Source organism: Caulobacter sp. FWC2 (assembly GCF_002742625.1).
Taxonomy (GTDB): domain Bacteria; phylum Pseudomonadota; class Alphaproteobacteria; order Caulobacterales; family Caulobacteraceae; genus Caulobacter.
Genome location: NZ_PEBF01000001.1, coordinates 3,325,825 through 3,343,079 on the forward strand (window position 1 = coordinate 3,325,825; position 17,255 = coordinate 3,343,079).

15 protein-coding genes and 2 pseudogenes are annotated in these 17,255 nt (G+C 67.8%); 8 read left to right on the forward strand and 9 right to left on the reverse strand.

The features are described from left to right. The first annotated feature begins 89 nt into the window (after nt 1-89). From CSW62_RS15880 to CSW62_RS15895, 4 genes are all read left to right on the forward strand, one after another. Nucleotides 90-1,817 carry a serine hydrolase gene (locus CSW62_RS15880; RefSeq protein ID WP_199170621.1) on the forward strand — a complete coding sequence of 576 codons (1,728 nt, stop codon included), beginning with the start codon at nt 90-92 and terminating at the stop codon, nt 1,815-1,817. 96 nt (nt 1,818-1,913) lie between these two features. Beyond that, on the forward strand, nt 1,914-3,461 hold the full coding sequence (locus tag CSW62_RS15885) for a tryptophan halogenase family protein (protein ID WP_099579425.1): 1,548 nt from the start codon (nt 1,914-1,916) through the stop codon (nt 3,459-3,461). A 59-nt stretch (nt 3,462-3,520) separates the two neighbouring features. Next, the gene (locus CSW62_RS15890; protein WP_099579427.1) at nt 3,521-3,874 is read left to right on the forward strand and encodes a helix-turn-helix transcriptional regulator; all 354 of its coding nucleotides are present in this window, start codon (nt 3,521-3,523) and stop codon (nt 3,872-3,874) included. Beyond that, the gene (locus tag CSW62_RS15895) at nt 3,867-4,334 is read left to right on the forward strand and encodes an SRPBCC family protein (protein ID WP_099579429.1); all 468 of its coding nucleotides are present in this window, start codon (nt 3,867-3,869) and stop codon (nt 4,332-4,334) included. The genes CSW62_RS15890 and CSW62_RS15895 overlap by 8 nt, the downstream gene beginning before the upstream one ends. 47 nt (nt 4,335-4,381) lie before the next feature. On the opposite strand, the gene CSW62_RS15900 is transcribed toward CSW62_RS15895, so the two are convergent. After that, entirely contained in the window at nt 4,382-5,746 is a 1,365-nt protein-coding gene (locus tag CSW62_RS15900; RefSeq protein ID WP_099579431.1) for a cation:proton antiporter, read from the reverse strand. A gap of 206 nt (nt 5,747-5,952) precedes the next feature. On the opposite strand from CSW62_RS15900, the gene CSW62_RS15905 reads away from it, so the two are divergent. Both CSW62_RS15905 and CSW62_RS15910 read left to right on the forward strand, forming a co-directional pair. Continuing rightward, complete coding sequence (locus CSW62_RS15905) at nt 5,953-6,204, forward strand: type II toxin-antitoxin system Phd/YefM family antitoxin (protein WP_099579433.1); 252 nt, start codon at nt 5,953-5,955, stop codon at nt 6,202-6,204. After that, nucleotides 6,204-6,704, forward strand: coding sequence for a PIN domain-containing protein (locus CSW62_RS15910; RefSeq protein WP_099579435.1), 501 nt, complete (start codon nt 6,204-6,206; stop codon nt 6,702-6,704). Before CSW62_RS15905 ends, CSW62_RS15910 begins: the two co-directional genes overlap by 1 nt. A 4-nt stretch (nt 6,705-6,708) precedes the next feature. Here the strand turns inward: CSW62_RS15910 and CSW62_RS15915 are convergent, their stop codons facing one another. Continuing rightward, the gene (locus tag CSW62_RS15915; protein ID WP_233206705.1) at nt 6,709-7,422 is read right to left on the reverse strand and encodes a hypothetical protein; all 714 of its coding nucleotides are present in this window, start codon (nt 7,420-7,422) and stop codon (nt 6,709-6,711) included. 151 nt (nt 7,423-7,573) lie between these two features. Between CSW62_RS15915 and CSW62_RS27005 the strand changes: the two are divergent. Then, nucleotides 7,574-7,717 (forward strand): annotated as a pseudogene (locus CSW62_RS27005) (hypothetical protein); the annotation flags it as partial. 781 nt (nt 7,718-8,498) lie between these two features. Further along, entirely contained in the window at nt 8,499-8,684 is a 186-nt protein-coding gene (locus CSW62_RS15920) for a hypothetical protein (protein ID WP_099579439.1), read from the forward strand. A 4-nt stretch (nt 8,685-8,688) separates the two neighbouring features. On the opposite strand, the gene CSW62_RS15925 is transcribed toward CSW62_RS15920, so the two are convergent. The 7 genes and pseudogenes from CSW62_RS15925 to uxaC form a co-directional block, all read right to left on the reverse strand. Next, nucleotides 8,689-9,795, reverse strand: coding sequence for a sugar kinase (locus CSW62_RS15925; RefSeq protein WP_099579441.1), 1,107 nt, complete (start codon nt 9,793-9,795; stop codon nt 8,689-8,691). After that, nucleotides 9,796-10,470: a bifunctional 4-hydroxy-2-oxoglutarate aldolase/2-dehydro-3-deoxy-phosphogluconate aldolase gene (locus CSW62_RS15930; RefSeq protein WP_099582329.1), complete on the reverse strand. Its 675-nt coding sequence runs from the start codon at nt 10,468-10,470 to the stop codon at nt 9,796-9,798. It lies immediately after the preceding gene. Then, nucleotides 10,470-10,622 (reverse strand): annotated as a pseudogene (locus CSW62_RS27510) (hypothetical protein); the annotation flags it as partial. The pseudogene CSW62_RS27510 and the gene CSW62_RS15930, both read right to left, overlap by 1 nt. Before the next feature lie 423 nt (nt 10,623-11,045). After that, on the reverse strand, nt 11,046-13,775 hold the full coding sequence (ppc, locus tag CSW62_RS15940; protein ID WP_099579443.1) for a phosphoenolpyruvate carboxylase: 2,730 nt from the start codon (nt 13,773-13,775) through the stop codon (nt 11,046-11,048). Between the two features lie 183 nt (nt 13,776-13,958). Further along, the gene (gene kduD / locus CSW62_RS15945) at nt 13,959-14,729 is read right to left on the reverse strand and encodes a 2-dehydro-3-deoxy-D-gluconate 5-dehydrogenase KduD (RefSeq protein WP_099579445.1); all 771 of its coding nucleotides are present in this window, start codon (nt 14,727-14,729) and stop codon (nt 13,959-13,961) included. Between the two features lie 156 nt (nt 14,730-14,885). Next, nucleotides 14,886-15,728, reverse strand: a complete 843-nt coding sequence (gene kduI / locus CSW62_RS15950; protein WP_099579447.1) for a 5-dehydro-4-deoxy-D-glucuronate isomerase — start codon at nt 15,726-15,728, stop codon at nt 14,886-14,888. A gap of 24 nt (nt 15,729-15,752) precedes the next feature. Next, nucleotides 15,753-17,216 (reverse strand): glucuronate isomerase, encoded by a 1,464-nt coding sequence (uxaC, locus tag CSW62_RS15955; protein WP_099579449.1) that lies wholly within the window; start codon nt 17,214-17,216, stop codon nt 15,753-15,755. Nucleotides 17,217-17,255: the final 39 nt, after the last annotated feature.

Here is a 17,255-nt window from a genome sequence, read left to right on the forward strand (position 1 = left end):
AGACTTCCGGCGAGATCCGTCTGGACGCGCCGGAGAGCGGGTCTTCGATCCTGGTATCCGACACGGTCGGCGGCGAGGCCGATGCGGCGGTGGCGGCTGCCTGGGCGGCCTATAGACCCGCCGCCGCGCCGGCCTTGGCGGGCGCGAAGGATCGTCCGGTTCGCGACGGGTGGGACCAGATCCGGGTCTACAGCTACCGACCGCCGGCCGGCGAGGCGCGCACGGTCTGGGCTCGCGCGCTGCGCAAGGGCGACCGCTGGACCGTGGTCCTCCTCGACATGGCCGACGACGTTCTGGAAAAGCGCGATTCCCAGGTCGAGGTGATCCTCAATAAGCTGCTGCCCGCCGGCTATGCGCGCGAGACCTTCGCCGGACGACCGGCGCACAAGATCGACGCGGCGCGTCTGGCCGCCTTGACGGACCTGATCGAAACCGCGCGGGCCGACCTCGACATCCCCGGCGTCGGCTTTGGCCTGATCCAGGACGACAAGATCCTGTTCGAGGGCGGCTTTGGCGTGCGCGAGCTGGGCAAGACAGCGCCCGTCGACGCCGACACCGCCTTCATGATCGGCTCGAACGGCAAGGCCCTGACCACCCTGATGCTGGCCAAGCTGGTCGAACAGGGGAAGATGGACTGGGAGACGCCCGTCTCGTCGCTTTGGCCGGCGTTCCGTCTGGGCGACGCCGCGACGACGGCGAAGGTGCGGGTCAAGCATCTGGTCTGCGCCTGCACGGGCCTCCCCCGGCAGGACCTGCCGTGGCTCTTCCAAGGCGACCAGGCGCAGGCCTCGACGGTGCTGACCTGGCTGTCGACGATGCAGCCGACCAGCGGCTTTGGCGACCTCTACCAATACTCCAATCTGCTCGCGGCCTCGGGCGGCTATCTGGGCGCCCACGTCCGCGAACCCAATCGCGAGCTGGGCGCGGCCTATGACGCGGCCATGCAGGCCCTGGTGTTCGATCCGCTGGGCATGTCGCGTACGACCTTCGACTACGCCACGGCCCTGGCGGGCGACCACGCCGCGCCGCACGCGCTGGACATCGATGGCCGCCAGCAGGTCGCCGTCATGGGGCTGAACGCGGCCGGCATCCCCTCGCGCCCTGACGGCGGCGAATGGAGCACGACGCGCGACATGCTGCGCTATGTGCGGATGGAACTGGCCAAGGGGCGGCTGCCGAACGGCGAGCGCTACATCGCCGAGGCGCCCCTGCTGGCGCGCCGCATCGCTCAGGTCACTGAAGGCAGCGACGAATATTACGGCATGGGCCTGAAGATCGACCGCATCTGGGGCGTGCCGGTCATCCACCATGGCGGCACACAGTACGGCTATCGCGCCGATATGATCTGGCTGCCCGATCAGGGCGTCGGCGCGGTCATCCTGACAAATTCCGACTCTGGCGCGGCGTTACGCTCGGCGTTCCGGCGGCGGCTTCTGGAGGTTCTGTTCGACGGCGAACCCCGGGCGGCGGCCGACCTGGCCAACTACGGCAAGGCCTTCAAGGCCAGCCGCGGCGAAGGCCGCCAGACCCTGACCGCGCCCGCTGACCGCGCGGTCGCCGAAAAGCTCGCGGCCCGTTACGCCAACGCCGACCTGGGCGATCTCCTCGTCCGGCGTGAGGGCGAAAAGACGGTGTTCGACTTCGGCGGCTGGGCCAGCGAGGTCGCCAGCCGCAAGAACGACGACGGAACCGTCACCTTCGTCACCATCACACCGGGCGCGGACGGCTACGAGTTCGAGCTCGCCGACGATCCCCAGGGCCGAGGTCTTATCATCCGCGAAGCGCCGCGCGCCTATCGGTTCGCGGAGAGGCGCTGAGGCGAAGGCGCCCGTCGACGCGCCCTCCAACGTTCGTGAGGCCGCCTCCGCCCCCAAACCTCCCTCCCCCGCCACGAACTCTGCTATCAATTCCCCATGCAGCGCAGGCGAAGCATCCTCATCGTGGGCGGCGGGACGGCGGGGTGGCTGACGGCCGCCTATCTGGCCAAGGCCTTGCGGGCAGCCGACCGGGGCGACCTGTCGATCACCCTGCTGGAGTCGCCCGACATCGGCATCGTCGGGGTCGGCGAGGCCACCTTCCCCACCATCCGCAACACCCTGCGGTTCCTGGGGATCGACGAGGCGCGGTTCATTCGCGAGACCTCGGCGACCTTCAAGCAGGGCATCCGCTTCGTCGACTGGGCGGAGGCGCCGACGGACGGCCGCCACGAGAGCTTCTTCCATCCGTTCGAGGCGCCGTTCTCGACCGAGGGGACCAGCCTGGCCCCCTACTGGTTGCTGCAGAGCGAGGCGACGCGCGCGCCGTTCGCCGAGGCGGTGACCATCCAGGCCCGCGTCGCCGACGCCGCCCGCGCGCCCAAGCGGCCGCACGAGAGCGATTTTTCGGGCCCGCTGAACTACGCCTACCACTTCGACGCCGCCAAGCTGGCCCAGGTGCTGGCCGAGCGGGCTCGCGAGCTGGGCGTGCGCCACCTGCGCGGCGCCGTCTCCGACACGATCCTGGACGAGACCGGCGCCATCGCCCGGATCACGTCACCCGAGCATGGCGAACTGACGGCCGACCTCTATGTCGACTGCTCGGGCTTCCGCGCCGAGCTGATCGGCAAGGCCCTGGGTTCGCCGTTCAAGTCGGTCAAGCCGATCCTGTTCGCCGACCGGGCGCTGGCCTGCCATACGCCCTATGAGCGCCCCGACGGGCCGATCCAGAGCTACACGGTCGCCACCGCTCACGAGGCCGGCTGGATCTGGGACATCGGCCTGGTCGGCGCGCGCGGCGTCGGCTGCGTCTATTCCAGCGACCACATGGACGACGCCCGCGCCGAGACGGTGCTGCGGGACCATGTGGGCGGGGCGAAGATCGAGGCCCGCAAGATCAGCTTCGACGCCGGCTATCGCGAGCAGCAATGGATCGGCAACTGCGTCGCGGTGGGCCTGTCGGCCGGCTTCCTGGAGCCGCTGGAATCCACCGGCGTGGTGCTGATCGAGGCGGCCGTGGCGATGATCGCCGAGCTGTTCCCGCACAACGGCCCGGTCAGCGCCCCGGCCCGGCGCTTCAACGCGCTGATGGCGGCGCGCTATGACAACATCATCGTCTTCCTGAAGCTGCACTACGCGCTCAGCCGCCGGACCGAGCCGTTCTGGCGCGCGAACCGGGATCCCGCCTCGATCCCGGAGCGGCTGGCCGAGCTCTTGGAGCAGTGGCGCTATCGGCCGCCGGCGCGGTTCGACTTCATCTTGGATCTCGAGACCTTCGCCTTCTTCAACTACCAGTACATTCTCTACGGTATGGGCTTCAAAACCGACCTGGGCGACGCCGCGGGCGAGTTCCCGGACGTGGCCGCGGCCGCCAAGCTGTTCGCCAAGATCCGCGGCTTCGCCGACCGCGCCACTCAGGACCTGCCCAGCCACCGCGACCTGATCGCCCAGATCAATCGCTTCGGCTTCGCGCCGGAGCAGGTCTAGCCAACTCTCGCCAGGTCGCCCCTTGCGCGTCGCGAGGCCTCGCGCTAACACTGAACCAGATGGTTCATTATTCTTCCCCCTCCGGCCTCGACGCCGCGTTCGCCGCCCTCTCGGACCCCACCCGACGCGGCGTGCTGGAGCAGCTCGGCCGTTCGGACGCTTCGATCACGGAGCTGGCCGACAAGTTCCACATGACCCTGACGGGCATGAAGAAGCACGTCGGAGTCCTGGAAGACGCCGGCTTCGTCACGACCCAGAAGGTCGGGCGGGTGCGGACCTGCCGGCTGGGCCAACGCCGGCTGGAGGAAGAGGCCGCCTGGATCGAGACCTACCGCCAGCTGTGGGCCAGGCGCTTCGACGCGCTGGACCACGTGGTCGAAGCATTGATGCGCAAGGAGAAGATGGATGAGTAACCCCACCACAATCGAACGAAGATCCGACCGTGAGTTCGTCGTCACGCGCCTGTTCAACGGCCCGCCGCGCATCGTGTTCGAGGCCTGGACCAAGCCCGAGCTGATGCAGCTGTGGTGGGCGCCCAAGTCGTTGGGCGTGCCGCTCTGGTCCTGCGAAATGGATGTCCGCGTCGGCGGCGGCTACCGCATGGCGTTCGGCCGCGACGCCGAGAACACCATGGCCTTCTTCGGCCGCTACCTCGAAGTCGAGCCGCCCTCCCGCCTTGTCTGGACCAATGACGAAAGCGAGGACGCCGCCGTGACCACGGTGACCTTCGAGGACCGCGACGGCCAGACGCTGCTGACCGTCCACGAGCTCTACCCCAGCAAGGCGGCGCTCGAGGCCCAGGCGGGCGGGGAGCAAGGCCTGCCCGAGCAGTTCGAGCAGCTGGACGCTCTGCTGGTCACCCTGGCGGCGTAACAGGTGAAGCTCCCTCCCCCTTGTGGGGAGGGAGACCGCAGAAGCGACTAGGCCCGCGCGGCGTCCGGCACGGCGTCCAGCTCGCCCGACTCGCGGGCCTTCTTGCCGTAGACCGCCTCGAACAGCGGGGTGGCCATCACGGTGGTGACGATCGCCATCAGCACCAGCATGGCGAACAGGGTCGGGCCGATGATGCCCTTCTGCAGGCCGATATTGATGATGATCAGCTCCATCAGGCCGCGCGAGTTCATCAGGGCGCCGATGCCCATGGCGGTGTTGTGCTTCTCGCCCGCCAGGCGCGCGGCGACATAACAGGCCACGCCCTTGGCCAGGATCGAGGCCAGCAGAACCCCCACCGCGATCAGCAGCAGGGTCGGCGAGTTGACCATGTCCAGGCGCGTGTTCAGGCCCGAATAGGTGAAGAACATCGGCAGCAGCAGCACGACGGCGACCGGCTCGACCTTCTTCTTCAGCTCCTCGACGAACAGGCCGCGCGGCATGACCGCGCCCAGCATGAAGCCGCCGAAGATGGCGTGAATGCCGACCGCGTCCATCAGGAAGGCCGACAGGCAGAACAGCATCAGGGTGATGGCCATGACCGTCGGGGTCATCTCGCCGGCCTTGTCGACCATGCGCCCTAGCGGGGCCAGCAGCTTGCGGCCGAAGACGGTCAGGAACAGGGCGTAGGTGACGCCGCCGCCGATCGCCAGCACCGCCACGCCGGGTCCGCCGCCGAAGGTCGCCAGCACGATGGCCAGCACGCACCACGAGCAGGCGTCGTCGAACGCTCCGGCCGTCAGGGACAGGGTGCCCAGCGAGGTGTTCTGCAAGCCGCGCTCATTGATGATCCGGGCCAGCATCGGGAAGGCGGTCAGGGCGATGCAGGCGCCCATGAACAGGGTGGCGTTGGCGACGCTGATGGTGGGCGCGAACAGGCCTGGAACCTTCAGCAGCAACGGGGTGATGGCCACGGCCACCAGGAACGGCACGAGGATGCCGGCCAGCGACACGCTGAACGCGCTCCTGGCCTTGGCCCGGAAGTGCTCGACCTTGAAGGTCGTGCCGACCAGGAACATGTACAGCCCCACGCCCAGCTGCGAGCCCACATAGAGGACGGTCTTGGTCTCCTTGGGGAACAGGGCCAGCTGGAAGTCGGGGAACAGCAGGCCCAGCAGAGACGGGCCCAGGACCACCCCGGCGATCATCTCGCCCACCACCTGCGGCTGGGCCAGCAGCTTCTGCCCTAGCCAGCCGACCACCCGGCAGGCCAGCAGGATCACCGCCAGTTGCAGGAAGAAGTGCACCGAAAAGTCGCTCGGCGCGTAGCTGTGGGCGGCGGCCTTGGTGGCGGGGCCGTGCGGCGACAGCACGTCGGCCAAGGTGGCGAGCGTGCTCGCGAGGATGTCTGACACTGGAGTTCGCCCCCGAAATGGATCGTCTTGGCTTTGCGCCTTGAGCCCATGCAAGGCGAAGATCGGCACGGAGCGCAATCTGGAACCCACGTTTTTGACATGGCCGTCAGTCGATTGTTTTCGTTGTCCATTTTTTGTTGCCGGAACGCCACTATGTAGTAACGTACCTACAGACAGCCTTGTCATTTTCCGGCGGTGAGCAAGCCATGAAGGTCCTGACGAGCCGCGAATTCAACCAGGATGTCAGCCAGGCCAAGCGCGCGGCGCGACTCGAGCCGGTGTTCGTCACCGACCGCGGCCGGCCCACCCACGTGCTGATGAGTGTCGAGACCTACCGCCGGCTGAGCGGCCAGACCGAGACCATCGTTGACCTCCTGGCCATGCCCGGCGTGGCGTCGATCGACCCGCCGCGCTCGACCGAGACCTGGAGCCGCTGGGAAGCGGAGGACGGCGGCTGATGCACCTGCTGGACACCGACCTCGTCTTCGAGCTGCGCAACGCCAAGGCGGGCGCGACCGATGCGGGCCTGGCCGCCTGGGCCGGCGCGGCGCCGCGCTCCAGCCTGTTCATCTCGGCCCTGACCCTGCTGGAACTGGAGACGGCGGCGGCCCGCGCCGAGCGCAGGGACAAGGTCCAGGGGCCTCGACTGCGCGAATGGCTGGACAGCCGCGTGCTTCCCGCCTTCGACGGCCGCGTGCTGGCGATCGACGCCGCCGTGGTCCGCCGCCGGACCCATGTTCCGCTGACGGACGGTCGCGACGCCCTGCTGGCCGCCACCGCCCTGGAGCACGGCCTGACCCTGGCCACGCGCGACACGGCCACCTACGCCAAGGTCCCGCGCCTGAAGCTGTTCAATCCCTGGGGCTTCAAGCCCGAGGCGCTGGACGACGACGAGGACTGGGGCCAGGCCGCCAAGGCCGGCACGCAGTGGCTGCGCAACATCTTCGTCCGGGGCTGAGGCCCTACTGAACGCCCGTCACGTCGCTGGCGGCGACCCGCACGGTCATCGTGAACGGCGCGAGCGGAGCATCGACGCGCGGCGTCGGGGCCTGCGCTTCGGCCGCGACCAAGACCGGCGCGGGCTCGGCGGCGACCAGCGCCGGCGGCGGCGCGGGCTTGGCGGCGACGAACACCAGGCGGTTCCCCTTGCAGGTCCCGGCGTTGTACAGCCCCTTCAGATAGCCGCGCCGCACGAAGCCGGCCTTGATGGCGTCGCGGACCATCTGGTCATGGCGCTCGGCCCCGGTCAGGCGACGGACCCAGCCGCGCATCGGGATCACGTCTGTGATCGTGCTGGCCACCACGCCCAGGACCGGCCGCGTCATGCCGCCCTGCTCGTCTTTCTTGTCCTCGTCGCGGTCGTCATAGTCGTCGCCGAGAACCTCGTCGAACCGCGCGATCTCGGCCTTAAGCGGCCCGCAGCCGGGCGACGGCGGGGCGTAGGGGTCGGTCTGGGCCTTCTTCAGCAGGTCGGGGATGTCCGAGCGCACCAGATTGATGTCGCGCAACGGCGCGGCGACGGCCGAGCCGAGGCTGTCGGTATTGGCCTCGGCGGAGGTCTGGGGAGCCTTCTGCCGCTTGCCTGCCAGAGCGGTGTCGGCGGCGCCCACACCCACGCAGAGCGCCAGCAAGGCGGCGCCGACCGTTCGGGTGGATATGAGGACTGGCGACGTCATGTCCATGAGCTCGCACGATTAAACCACGCCGCATCAACCCGGGAATCGGCCCGGCCGTTCCGCCAGGCGCGCGAACGTGAACGGCGGAGGTCCCAGCGCCGCCGCCCAGCGCCACATCGGGCGCCGGAAGCGGACCTATTCAGAGTCATCGATGGGTGGATGTCGGACATGCTCCCTCTCCCATAGGGAGAGGGCTGGGGTGAGGGGTTACAGCGCTCGACTGAGTGCCGGCACGCCGTCAAACCTCGTAACCCCTCACCCTCCCACCGCTGCGCGGCGGGCCCCTCCCTCTCCCTAAAGGAGAGGGGCTCAAGATCGCCTAAGGGTCGGGAACAGAAATTGGATCCGTCGCTAAAAGCGGACATCCTGCCTATCGGGCGCGCGAACACCCGTCCGAGCGCGGGGTTTGAAACCCTCTCTCTTTGAGAGAGGCAGGGGCCCGCGCCGCAAGGCGTGGGAGGGTGAGTGGTTAGGCGAAGCCGGTGGCCGATGTGGGCAAGCCTCTGAATATCCTGAGTTTATTCGGCTAAAGGTGTAACCACTCACCCTCCCATGCTGCGCATGGGCCCCTCCCTCTCTCAAAGAGAGAGGGTTGCTGTGGGGCACGAGCGTTCGCCCCTCCCCGTCCCCGGTCCCAAAACCTGCCGTATCCTCTATCCACCTCGAAGCACTGGGGAGGGCGCGCGGCCAGCTACCTTCGCGGCTTTGGGGGGCGGTCGAGCGGGCGTGCTCGTCGGCGCGGGGGAGACTCCGCAACTGCATCCTTCTGGCGGCGGTCGGCCCTGGAACACAGAAACGACGTGGGATGTGGACCGACGGCGCGACGGGGGAGTTGAAAGGCTCCTGTCCGGGACCGGGCTTCGCGGCCCGGCCCGCCTGTCGGAGGCTTCAAGGGCGATCAGGCGCGAACAGCGTCGGCGCGCCACGCTTCCGGATAACGATCGCGCGGGGCGCTGAGCTTCGTCGAAACGGTATTTTCTCCATCTGCTCCGGGCGAGGCCCGGGCGCCCCGCTCCCCTCCCCACTCCCTCCGCCGCGCCGCGCCGGAGCGCATCGACCTGCCTGGAGAAGAGCTCATGCCGCGCCGTCACAGCCCCATTCCGCCTGACACCGCCTGGCCGCCGGCCCGTAAGGCGCAGCTGCGGCGGAACGTCTGGAAGAAGATGCGGAAGTTCCGCGCCTCGGCCGAATACGCGCGGATGGTCGCCAAAGAAAAAGCCCCCGGCCTTTCGACCGGGGGCTCATCATCGTCCGAGGACTGAAGGCCTAGCGAATGACCCGCGCGCCCTTGCCCTTCATCACGGCCTCGACTTCCGCCTGGCGCACCATCGAGGTGTCGCCCGGGGTGGTCATGGCCAGGGCGCCGTGGGCCGCGCCGTACTCGACGGCGGCCTGGGGACCCTTGCCTTCCATGAAGCCGAAGGCCAGGCCCGAGGCGAAGCCGTCGCCGCCGCCGACGCGGTCATAGATCTCGAGGTTCTCGCGCATCATCGAGGCGTAGAACTCGCCGCCGGCGTACAGGATCGCCGACCAGTCGTTGACCGAGGCGGTCTTGGCGTTGCGCAGGGTGGTGGCGGCGACCTTGAAGTTCGGGAACTGCTTCACAGCGGTCTCGATCATCTTCTTGAAGTTGGCCGGGTCGATCGAGCTGATGTGCTCGTCCAGGCCCTCGACTTCAAAGCCCAGGCAGGCGGTGAAGTCTTCTTCGTTGCCGATCATCACGTCGACATACTGGGCGATGTGACGGTTGACCTTCTGCGCGCCTTCCTTGCCGCCCTGCGACTTCCACAGCGAGGCGCGGTAGTTCAGGTCGTAGGAGATGACGGTGCCGTACTTGCGGGCGACTTCCACGGCTTCGATCACGGCTTCGGCCGTGTTCGAGGCCAGGGCCGCGAAGATGCCGCCGGTGTGGAACCAGCGCACGCCTTCTTCGCCGAACAGCTTTTCCCAGTTCACTTCACCGGGGCGGATCTGCGAGGCGGCCGAGTGACCCCGGTCCGAGCAGCCGAGGGCCGGACGAACGCCGAAGCCCTTTTCGGTGAAGTTCAGGCCGACGCGGGTGTTGCGGCCCAGGCCGTCGAAGTCGCGCCAGATGACGTGCGAGGTGTCGACGCCGCCTTGCATCATCAGGTCCTCGACCAGCCAGCCCAGGTCGTTGACCGGCAGGGCCGTGACGGCGGTCGAGCGCTTGCCCCAGCACTTCTTGAAGGCGCGGGCGACGTTGTATTCGCCGCCGCCTTCCCAGACCTGGAACTGGCGGGCGTTGCGAACCCGGCCGAAGCCCGGGTCGAAGCGCAGCATCACTTCACCGAAGGACGCGCAGTCCCACTTGGTTTCCGAAGCCGGGCGGATGTTGAGGATATTGTCGGTCATTTAGGCCTTCCCACGAACCTTCTTGATCAGGTCAACAGTCTCGCGGACCTTCTTGGTGATGCCCGCGTAGTCCTTGGCGTCCAGCAGCTCTTGCGTGATCAGCTTGGAGCCCATGCCGGCGGCGACGATGCCCGCGCCGAACCACTTCTTGACCGAGGCTTCGTCCGGATCGACGCCGCCCGTCGGCATGATGCGGGTCCAGGGCATCGGGCCCAGCACCGCCTTGACGAAGTCCGGGCCGCCGACCGACGAGCCGGGGAACACCTTGACGATCTCGCAGCCCAGTTCTTCGGCGTACGAGATTTCCGAGGCCGAACCGCAGCCCGGCGAATACGGGATCTTGCGGCGGTTGCAGACCTTGGCGACGTCGGCGTTGAGGATCGGGCCGACGACGAACTTGGCGCCGTTGGCGATGTAGATGCCGGCGGTCGGGGCGTCGACGATCGAGCCCACGCCCATGATCACGCGCGGATCGGCCTCGTGGAAGTAACGGGTCACTTCGTAGAAGACGTGGCTGGCGAAGTCGCCGCGGTTGGTGAACTCGATGCAGGGCGCGCCGCCGTCGGCGCAGGCCTGGATCACGGCCTTACAGACCTCGACGTCCGGGTGATAGAAAACCGGGATGACACCCTGGTCCATCAGGGCGGTCAGCACCGCCATACGGTCTTTTACCATCATAGACTCCTTCCCGAAGGATCGATCTTGCGCGGAGGGCCTGTTGGGCCGCCGCGCGTGGAAGATTTCGCCGGAATTGGCTCAGGGCGATCCCTTAGACCGCGTTGCCGACGAGCGCCACACCGGGCTTGCCGCAACGTCAAACTAAGGGGTCGAGAGGGCGTATTGAGTGCGCGAGAATGGGAGCCAGTGGCTGAACCGGTTTCCGCTAAATCTCTGGTCTCGTTTCCATCCCCGAACGTTTTTCCTTCGGCCGCCTCGCCCCGCTCCAGACGCAAAAGTGAGGGCGCCGGTATGACCCGACGCCCCGGAAGTTTGCGCAGGAGCGAGCTCAAAGAGCCGCGAACGAAACGGACCGACCACGACGCCGAACCGAAACGTCTTGACACCGGTGTCACGGAAAACCGGAAAAGTGGCCAGGCCACTTCGCCACCGGTGTCATGAGGAGATAACCAGAAACCGCCAGGGAGCGCAAGCGCCGTTGGGAGGGGAAATCGCGAGCGCTAACCGTTTGAAAAAATGCGGCTTCGCGGCTTGGAAGAGCCGCGCTCCCCCAAGCCCTTGCCCGGCAAGGATCAGCCCGTATTCCGCAAGCCCGCCGCGATGCCGGCCACGGTCAGCTGGATGGCCAGGCGCAGCTCCTCGTCGGCCTCCCCTGCCCGGCGGCGCGACAGCAGTTCCAGCTGCAGGTGGTTCAGCGGGTCCACCGAACGGCTGGCCAGGGTCACCGACTCGGCTAGGTCCGGCTGGTTGTCGAGCAGGCTCGAACCGCCCCGGATCTCCAGGGCGATGCGCGAGGCCGCGTCGTGTTCGCGCTGGATGGTCGCGAAGATGCGCTCGGCATTGGCCTTGTCCGGCGACAGGGCCGTGTACCGGGCCGCGATGCCCATGTGGCTCTGGGCCAGGGCCAGCTCCATGTTCGACAGCAGCGAGGCGAAGAAGTCGAAATTGCCGGCCAGGTCGCGCAGTTGCTCGACCGACAGGTTGGCCCGCTCGACGCCCGAGGCGAAACCGTACCAGCCCGGCAGCATGAATCGGGCCTGCGACCAGGAAAACACCCACGGGATGGCCCGCAGGTCCTCGATCTTGCGGCTGGCGGTGCGGCTGGCCGGACGGCTGCCGATGTTGAGGCCCACGATCTCGCTGATCGGCGTGACCGACCAGAAGAAGTCCTCGAACGCCGGATCGTCGTACACCAGGGCGCGGAAGCCGTGGAACGACGCCTCGGCCAGGGCGGTCATGGCCGCCTCGACCTTGGGATCGGGCTTTTGGACCGGGCGCTCGCTGGACATCAGCACGGCGGCGGCCAGGCCGTCGAGGTTGCGGCGGGCGGTGGGCTGGTCGCCGAAGCGGCGGGCGATCATCTCGCCCTGCTCGGTCATGCGGATGCGGCCCTGCACGGTGCCGGCCGGCTGGGCCAGCACGGCCTCGGCGGCGGGACCACCGCCCCGCCCGACGCTGCCGCCGCGACCGTGGAACAGCTGCAGGCCGACGCCCATCCGGTCGGCCTCGAACGCCAGGGCCGAGGCGCCGCGCGCCACACCCCGGCGGCTGGCGACGTACCCGCCGTCCTTGTTGCTGTCGGAGTAGCCGAGCATGATTTCCTGCACCGGCCGGTCGCCCAGGATGGTCCGCGACAGCGGCAGTTCCAGCCACTGGCGCAGCACGGCGGGGCCATTCTCCAGGTCGCCGATGGTCTCGAACAGCGGTGCAACCTTGACCGAAGCGCGCGGCGCCGCCCCGCCCCAGACCATCCCGACCTGCTTGAGCAGGACCAGCGGCTCGAGGATGTCCGACAGGGTCGCGGCCTTCGAGATGATGTACGCCCCGATGCAGCCATGGCCGTAGTCGCGAACCGCCTGGGCGGCGGCGCTCATCGTGGCCAGCTCCTTGGTCGTCTCCTCGCTATAGGCGGTGAACGGCGAGACCAGGGGGCGCTGGTGCGACAGCTCCTCGATCAGGACCTTGCAGCGGGCCTCCTCGTCGAGCTTGAGGTAGGAGACGCCCGTACCGGCCCGTTGGAACAGCTCGTCGACGGTCCGTTCGTGGACGTCGGCGTTCTGGCGCAGATCGAGGCTCATCAGGTGGAAGCCGCAGGCCTTGGCCACCTCAACCAGGGTGCGCAGGGTCGAGCCGACCAGACGCTCGCCGCCGTTGCGCTCCAGGCTGTCGATGATGACGGTCAGGTCGGCGACGAAAGCATCCGGATGACCATAGGCCTCGACCTCGGTGGCGCCGGTGGCGTAGGCGACCGGCGCGCCGGTCAGCTTCTGCGACACGGCGGTCAGGCGGTCGAAGACCAGCTCCAGCGCCAGGCGATAGGGCTCGTCAAGACGATGGATCGACGGATCACGGGTCTGGGCGGCCAGGGCCAGCAGCTCGTTCGAGACCGGCGTATAGGCGGTCGAGACGGCGAGATTGGACCACAGCTTGCGCACCTCACCGGCGTACCAGTCGAGGATCACCCGGGACTGGCTGGCGAAGGCCAGCTTCAGGGTCTCGCCATTGACGCCGGGGTGGCCGTCGCGGTCGCCGCCCAGCCAAGAGCCCATCTTCAGCAGCGGCGCGAGGTGACCGTGCGAGCCGATCTTGGCCGTCCAGTCGCCATACAGGTCGATGATCGCCGGCAGGATCGAGGTGCGGACGATCGACAGGGCGTTGCGGATCTCGTCCTTCACGGTGATGCGCTCGGGACGGTACAGGCGGGTGCGCCACATCAGGGCGATCTCGCGGAACAGGCCCTCGCGGATCTCGGCGTCCAGGTCCGGCGGCAGGTGGTGGCGGCGCAGCGCCATCAGGCGCGAGATCTCGGTCTCGCGGTCGACCATGCTGCGGCGACGGACCTCCGTCGGGTGGGCGGTGAGAACCGGCACCACGTTCATGGCGGCGAAGACCTTGGCCAGCTCCGCGTCGGTCTTGCCGTGGGCCTTCAGCACCTTGACGGCGTCGATCAGGGTGCGCGGACGCTCGTCGCCCGGCTGGGCGTCGGCCTCGGCGTGGCGGCGGCGGCCGGCGACGTCCTCGCCGATATTGGCCAGCAGCGAGTGGCTGGCGAAGGCGCGGGCCAGAAACACGGCCTGGTCGTTGCTGAGGTCGGCGAACAGGTGGTCGAGGACCGGCGAGTCGCCGGTCTCCTCGTCCTCGCGAGAGGCGGCCTTGCGGGCCTTGGCCACCAGGGCGGCGGCCTCCTCGCCCTCAAGGTAGGTGATCGCCTCGCTCAGGAGGTCGCTCAGCAGGTTGGCGTTCTGGCGGACGTGACGGCTGGTGGGACGGTCGACATCGATCGACAGGGCCGGATTGCGCATGCACGAACTCCAGGAGCGGCCGGGGCCGTTCGGGACGGAAAGGGATCACGAGAAAGCGTCGGCGACGCAGGATCGATCCCGGCCGCTAACGCTGCGGCGCCCTCTAGCGCGCTTCACCGGGCGGGAAAACCCGCCCGGCACGATGGTTGCGCTACCATCGCATTTTTGCGTGGATTTGTTTCGTTAGCGCGCCAGCCAACCGCCATCCACGGGCAAAGTAATGCCCTGGACGTAGTCAGCGGCCGACGAGGCCAGGAACACAGCGGCGCCGCCGATGTCCTCCGGACGCCCCCAGCGGCCGGCCGGGATGCGAGCCAGAATCGAGGCGTTGCGGTCGGCGTCGGCGCGCAGGGCTTCGGTGTTGTTGGTGTCGAAATAGCCCGGCGCGATGGCGTTGACGTTGATGCCCTTGGCCGCCCACTCGTTGGCCAGGATCTTGGTCAGGCCGGCCAGGCCCGACTTGGCGGCGGTGTAAGACGGGACGCGGATGCCGCCCTGGAACGAGAGCAGCGAGGCGATATTGATCACCTTGGCGGTCACGCCGTTCACGGGACCCTGCTTCAGCGCCTGCTTGGCGAACGCCTGGGTCAGGAAGAAGACGACCTTCAGGTTGGTGTCCATCACCGCGTCCCAGTCGGCTTCCGAGAACTCGATCGAGTCGGCGCGACGGATGATGCCGGCGTTGTTGACCAGGATGTCGACCTTGCCGAACGCGGCCACGGTCTCATCGACAACGCGCTGCACGGGCTCGGTCGAGCCGAAGTCGGCCTTGATCGAAAGGAACTTGCGGCCCAGGGCCTCGACGGCTTTCTGGGTCTCGGTCGGCTCACTGCGGCCCGCGGCGGCGATGTCCGCGCCGGCGGCGGCCAGGGCGACGGCGATCCCTTGCCCGATGCCGGTGTTAGCGCCAGTGACGAGCGCGACCTTGCCTTCGAGGCTGAACGGATTGGCCATGGTGCTGATTTCCTGATCCTAAATCTTGTCATCCCGGAAGCCTCGAAGAGGCTGTCCGGGACCCGGGGGCCGGCGCACTGCCAATGGCCCCTGGGTCCCGGGTCTACGCTTCGCTCCGCCCGGGATGACAAGCTAAGAGCGGATGACCTCGCGGTCCTACTTCAGCTGGCAGATGTCCAGCACGTTCATGTCGGTATAGTCGAGGTTCTCGCCACCCATCGCCCAGATGAAGGTGTAGTTGGCGGTGCCCGAGCCCATGTGGATCGACCACGGCGGGCTCATCACGGCTTCCTCGTTGGCGATGACGATGTGACGCATCTCGTCCGGCTCGCCCATGTAGTGGAAGACCCGGTCGTTCTCGCCCAGACCGAAGTAGAAATAGGCTTCCGAGCGGCGGTCGTGCAGGTGGGGCGGCATGGTGTTCCAGACGCTGCCCGGCTTCAGCACCGTCATGCCCAGCAGCAGCTGAGCCGACTTGCAGGTCGTCGGGACGATGTACTGGTAGATCGTGCGCTCGTTGCTGGTCTCCAGCGCGCCGCGCTCCAGGGCCACGGCATCGGCGAAGGCCAGCTTCTTGGTTTCGAACGAAGCGTGAGCCGGCAGGCTGACCAGGTAGAAGCGCGCGGCGGCGCCGTCGACGCCTTCGAAGGTCACGTCCTTGGCGCCCATGGTGACGTACAGGCCGTCACGCGGAACGATCTCATAGACAACGCCGTCGACGGTGATCTTGCCGGTGGTCTCGCCCACATTGATCACGCCCAGTTCGCGGCGCTCCAGGAACGGGTGGCCGGCGGCCGAGGCCGGCTGGGTCTGGTCGGGCAGCTTGACGGCGGCGGTGGCCACGACGCCGCCGACGACAAAGCGTTCGGCGTGGTTGTAGGTCAGGACGATCTGGCCGTCCTGGAACAGGCCGTCCATCAGATAGCGCTCGCGCAGGTCGTCATTGCTGACCGCGAACATCATGTCCGGATGGGTGGCGTGGTAGGTCTTGGCGAACATCGGGAAGTCTCCGGAAAGGTGTTCTTATTCGGCGGCCGCGCGCAGCGTGGTGGGGCGAGCCCAGTCCGGACGCTGGTCGAGCTTGTAGGCCTTCTTAGGCAGGTTGTACGTCAGATCGACGATCAGCTCCTCGGCCTCGACCAGGTCCATCCGGTGCTCGGCGACCATGCGGGCGAGGAACGAGGAGTCGACGCGACGCGCCACGTCGTGGCGGGCCGGGATCGACAGGAAGGCGCGGGTGTCGTCGTTGAAGCCGACGGTGTTGTAGAAGCCGGCGGTCTCGGTGACCTGCTCGCGGAAGCGCATCATGCCTTCCGGGCTGTCGTGGAACCACCAGGACGGACCCAGCTTCAGCACCGGATAGTGGCCGGCCAGCGGGGCCAGCTCGCGGCTGTAGACGGTCTCGTCCAGGGTGAACAGGATCACCGACAGGCGCGGATCGTTGCCCAGGCGGCCCAGCAGCGGCTTCAACGCCGAAACGTACTCGGTGCGCATCGGGATGTCGGCGCCCTTGTCGCGACCGTGCGACGCCAGCAGGCCGGCATTGTGGTTGCGGTGAGAGCCCGGGTGGATCTGCATGACCAGCCCATCGTCCAGGCTCATCTTGGCCATTTCGGTCAGCATGTGGGCGCGGAACAGCTCGGCCTTTTCAGGCGTGACGTCACCCTTCACCAGGCTCTGGAAAAGCGCCTCGGCCTCGACGTCCGACAGGTCGGCGGTGGCGGCCGTCGGGTGGCCGTGGTCGGACGAGGTGGCGCCGGCGTCGATAAAGGCCGCCCGGCGCAGGCGGTGCGCTTCGAGGTAGCTCTTCCAGCTGTAGACGTCCTGACCCGACACCTCGGCGAAGCGTTCGAAGGCGCGCGGGCTACGCTCGTCCTCGAAGTCGATGACCGCGTCGGGACGGTAGGCGGTGATGACGTGGCCGCCCCACCCGCTCTCGCGGATGGCCTGGTGGTGCTTCAGGCTCTCGTGCGGCCCCTCGGTGGTGGCCAGGGTCTCGATGTTGAAGCGGTCGAACAGGGCGCGCGGGCGGAAGGCGTCCGTGGCGAGGGCTTCGTTGATGCGGTCGAAATAGTCGTTGGCGTTCGAGGCCTCGAGGAACTCGGTGAAGCCGAACACCTTGGAGAACACGTGGTTCAGCCAGATCCACGACGGCGTGCCGCGGAAGAGGTGGAAGTTGCTGGCGAACAGCTTCCAGGCCGCGCGCGGATCGGTGTCCGGAACACCGGCCTTGGAACGCACCTTCAGCGCGTCGAGGCTGATGCCCTGGCTGTAGAGCATACGGTAGAGATAGTGGTCCGGCGCCAGCAGCAGGTCGGTGGCGTCCTGGAAGGGCTCGTTCGTGGCGAACCACGACGGATCGGTGTGCCCGTGCGGGCTGATGATCGGCAGGTCCTTGACCAACGCATACAGGCCACGCGCGTAAGAGCGCGTCGTGGCGTCCGCCGGAAACAGGCGATCCTCGTGGAAATTCAGCGGTCTGGGCATTCTACGCTTCCTCTTCCCAACGTCAGGACGGCCTCGCAG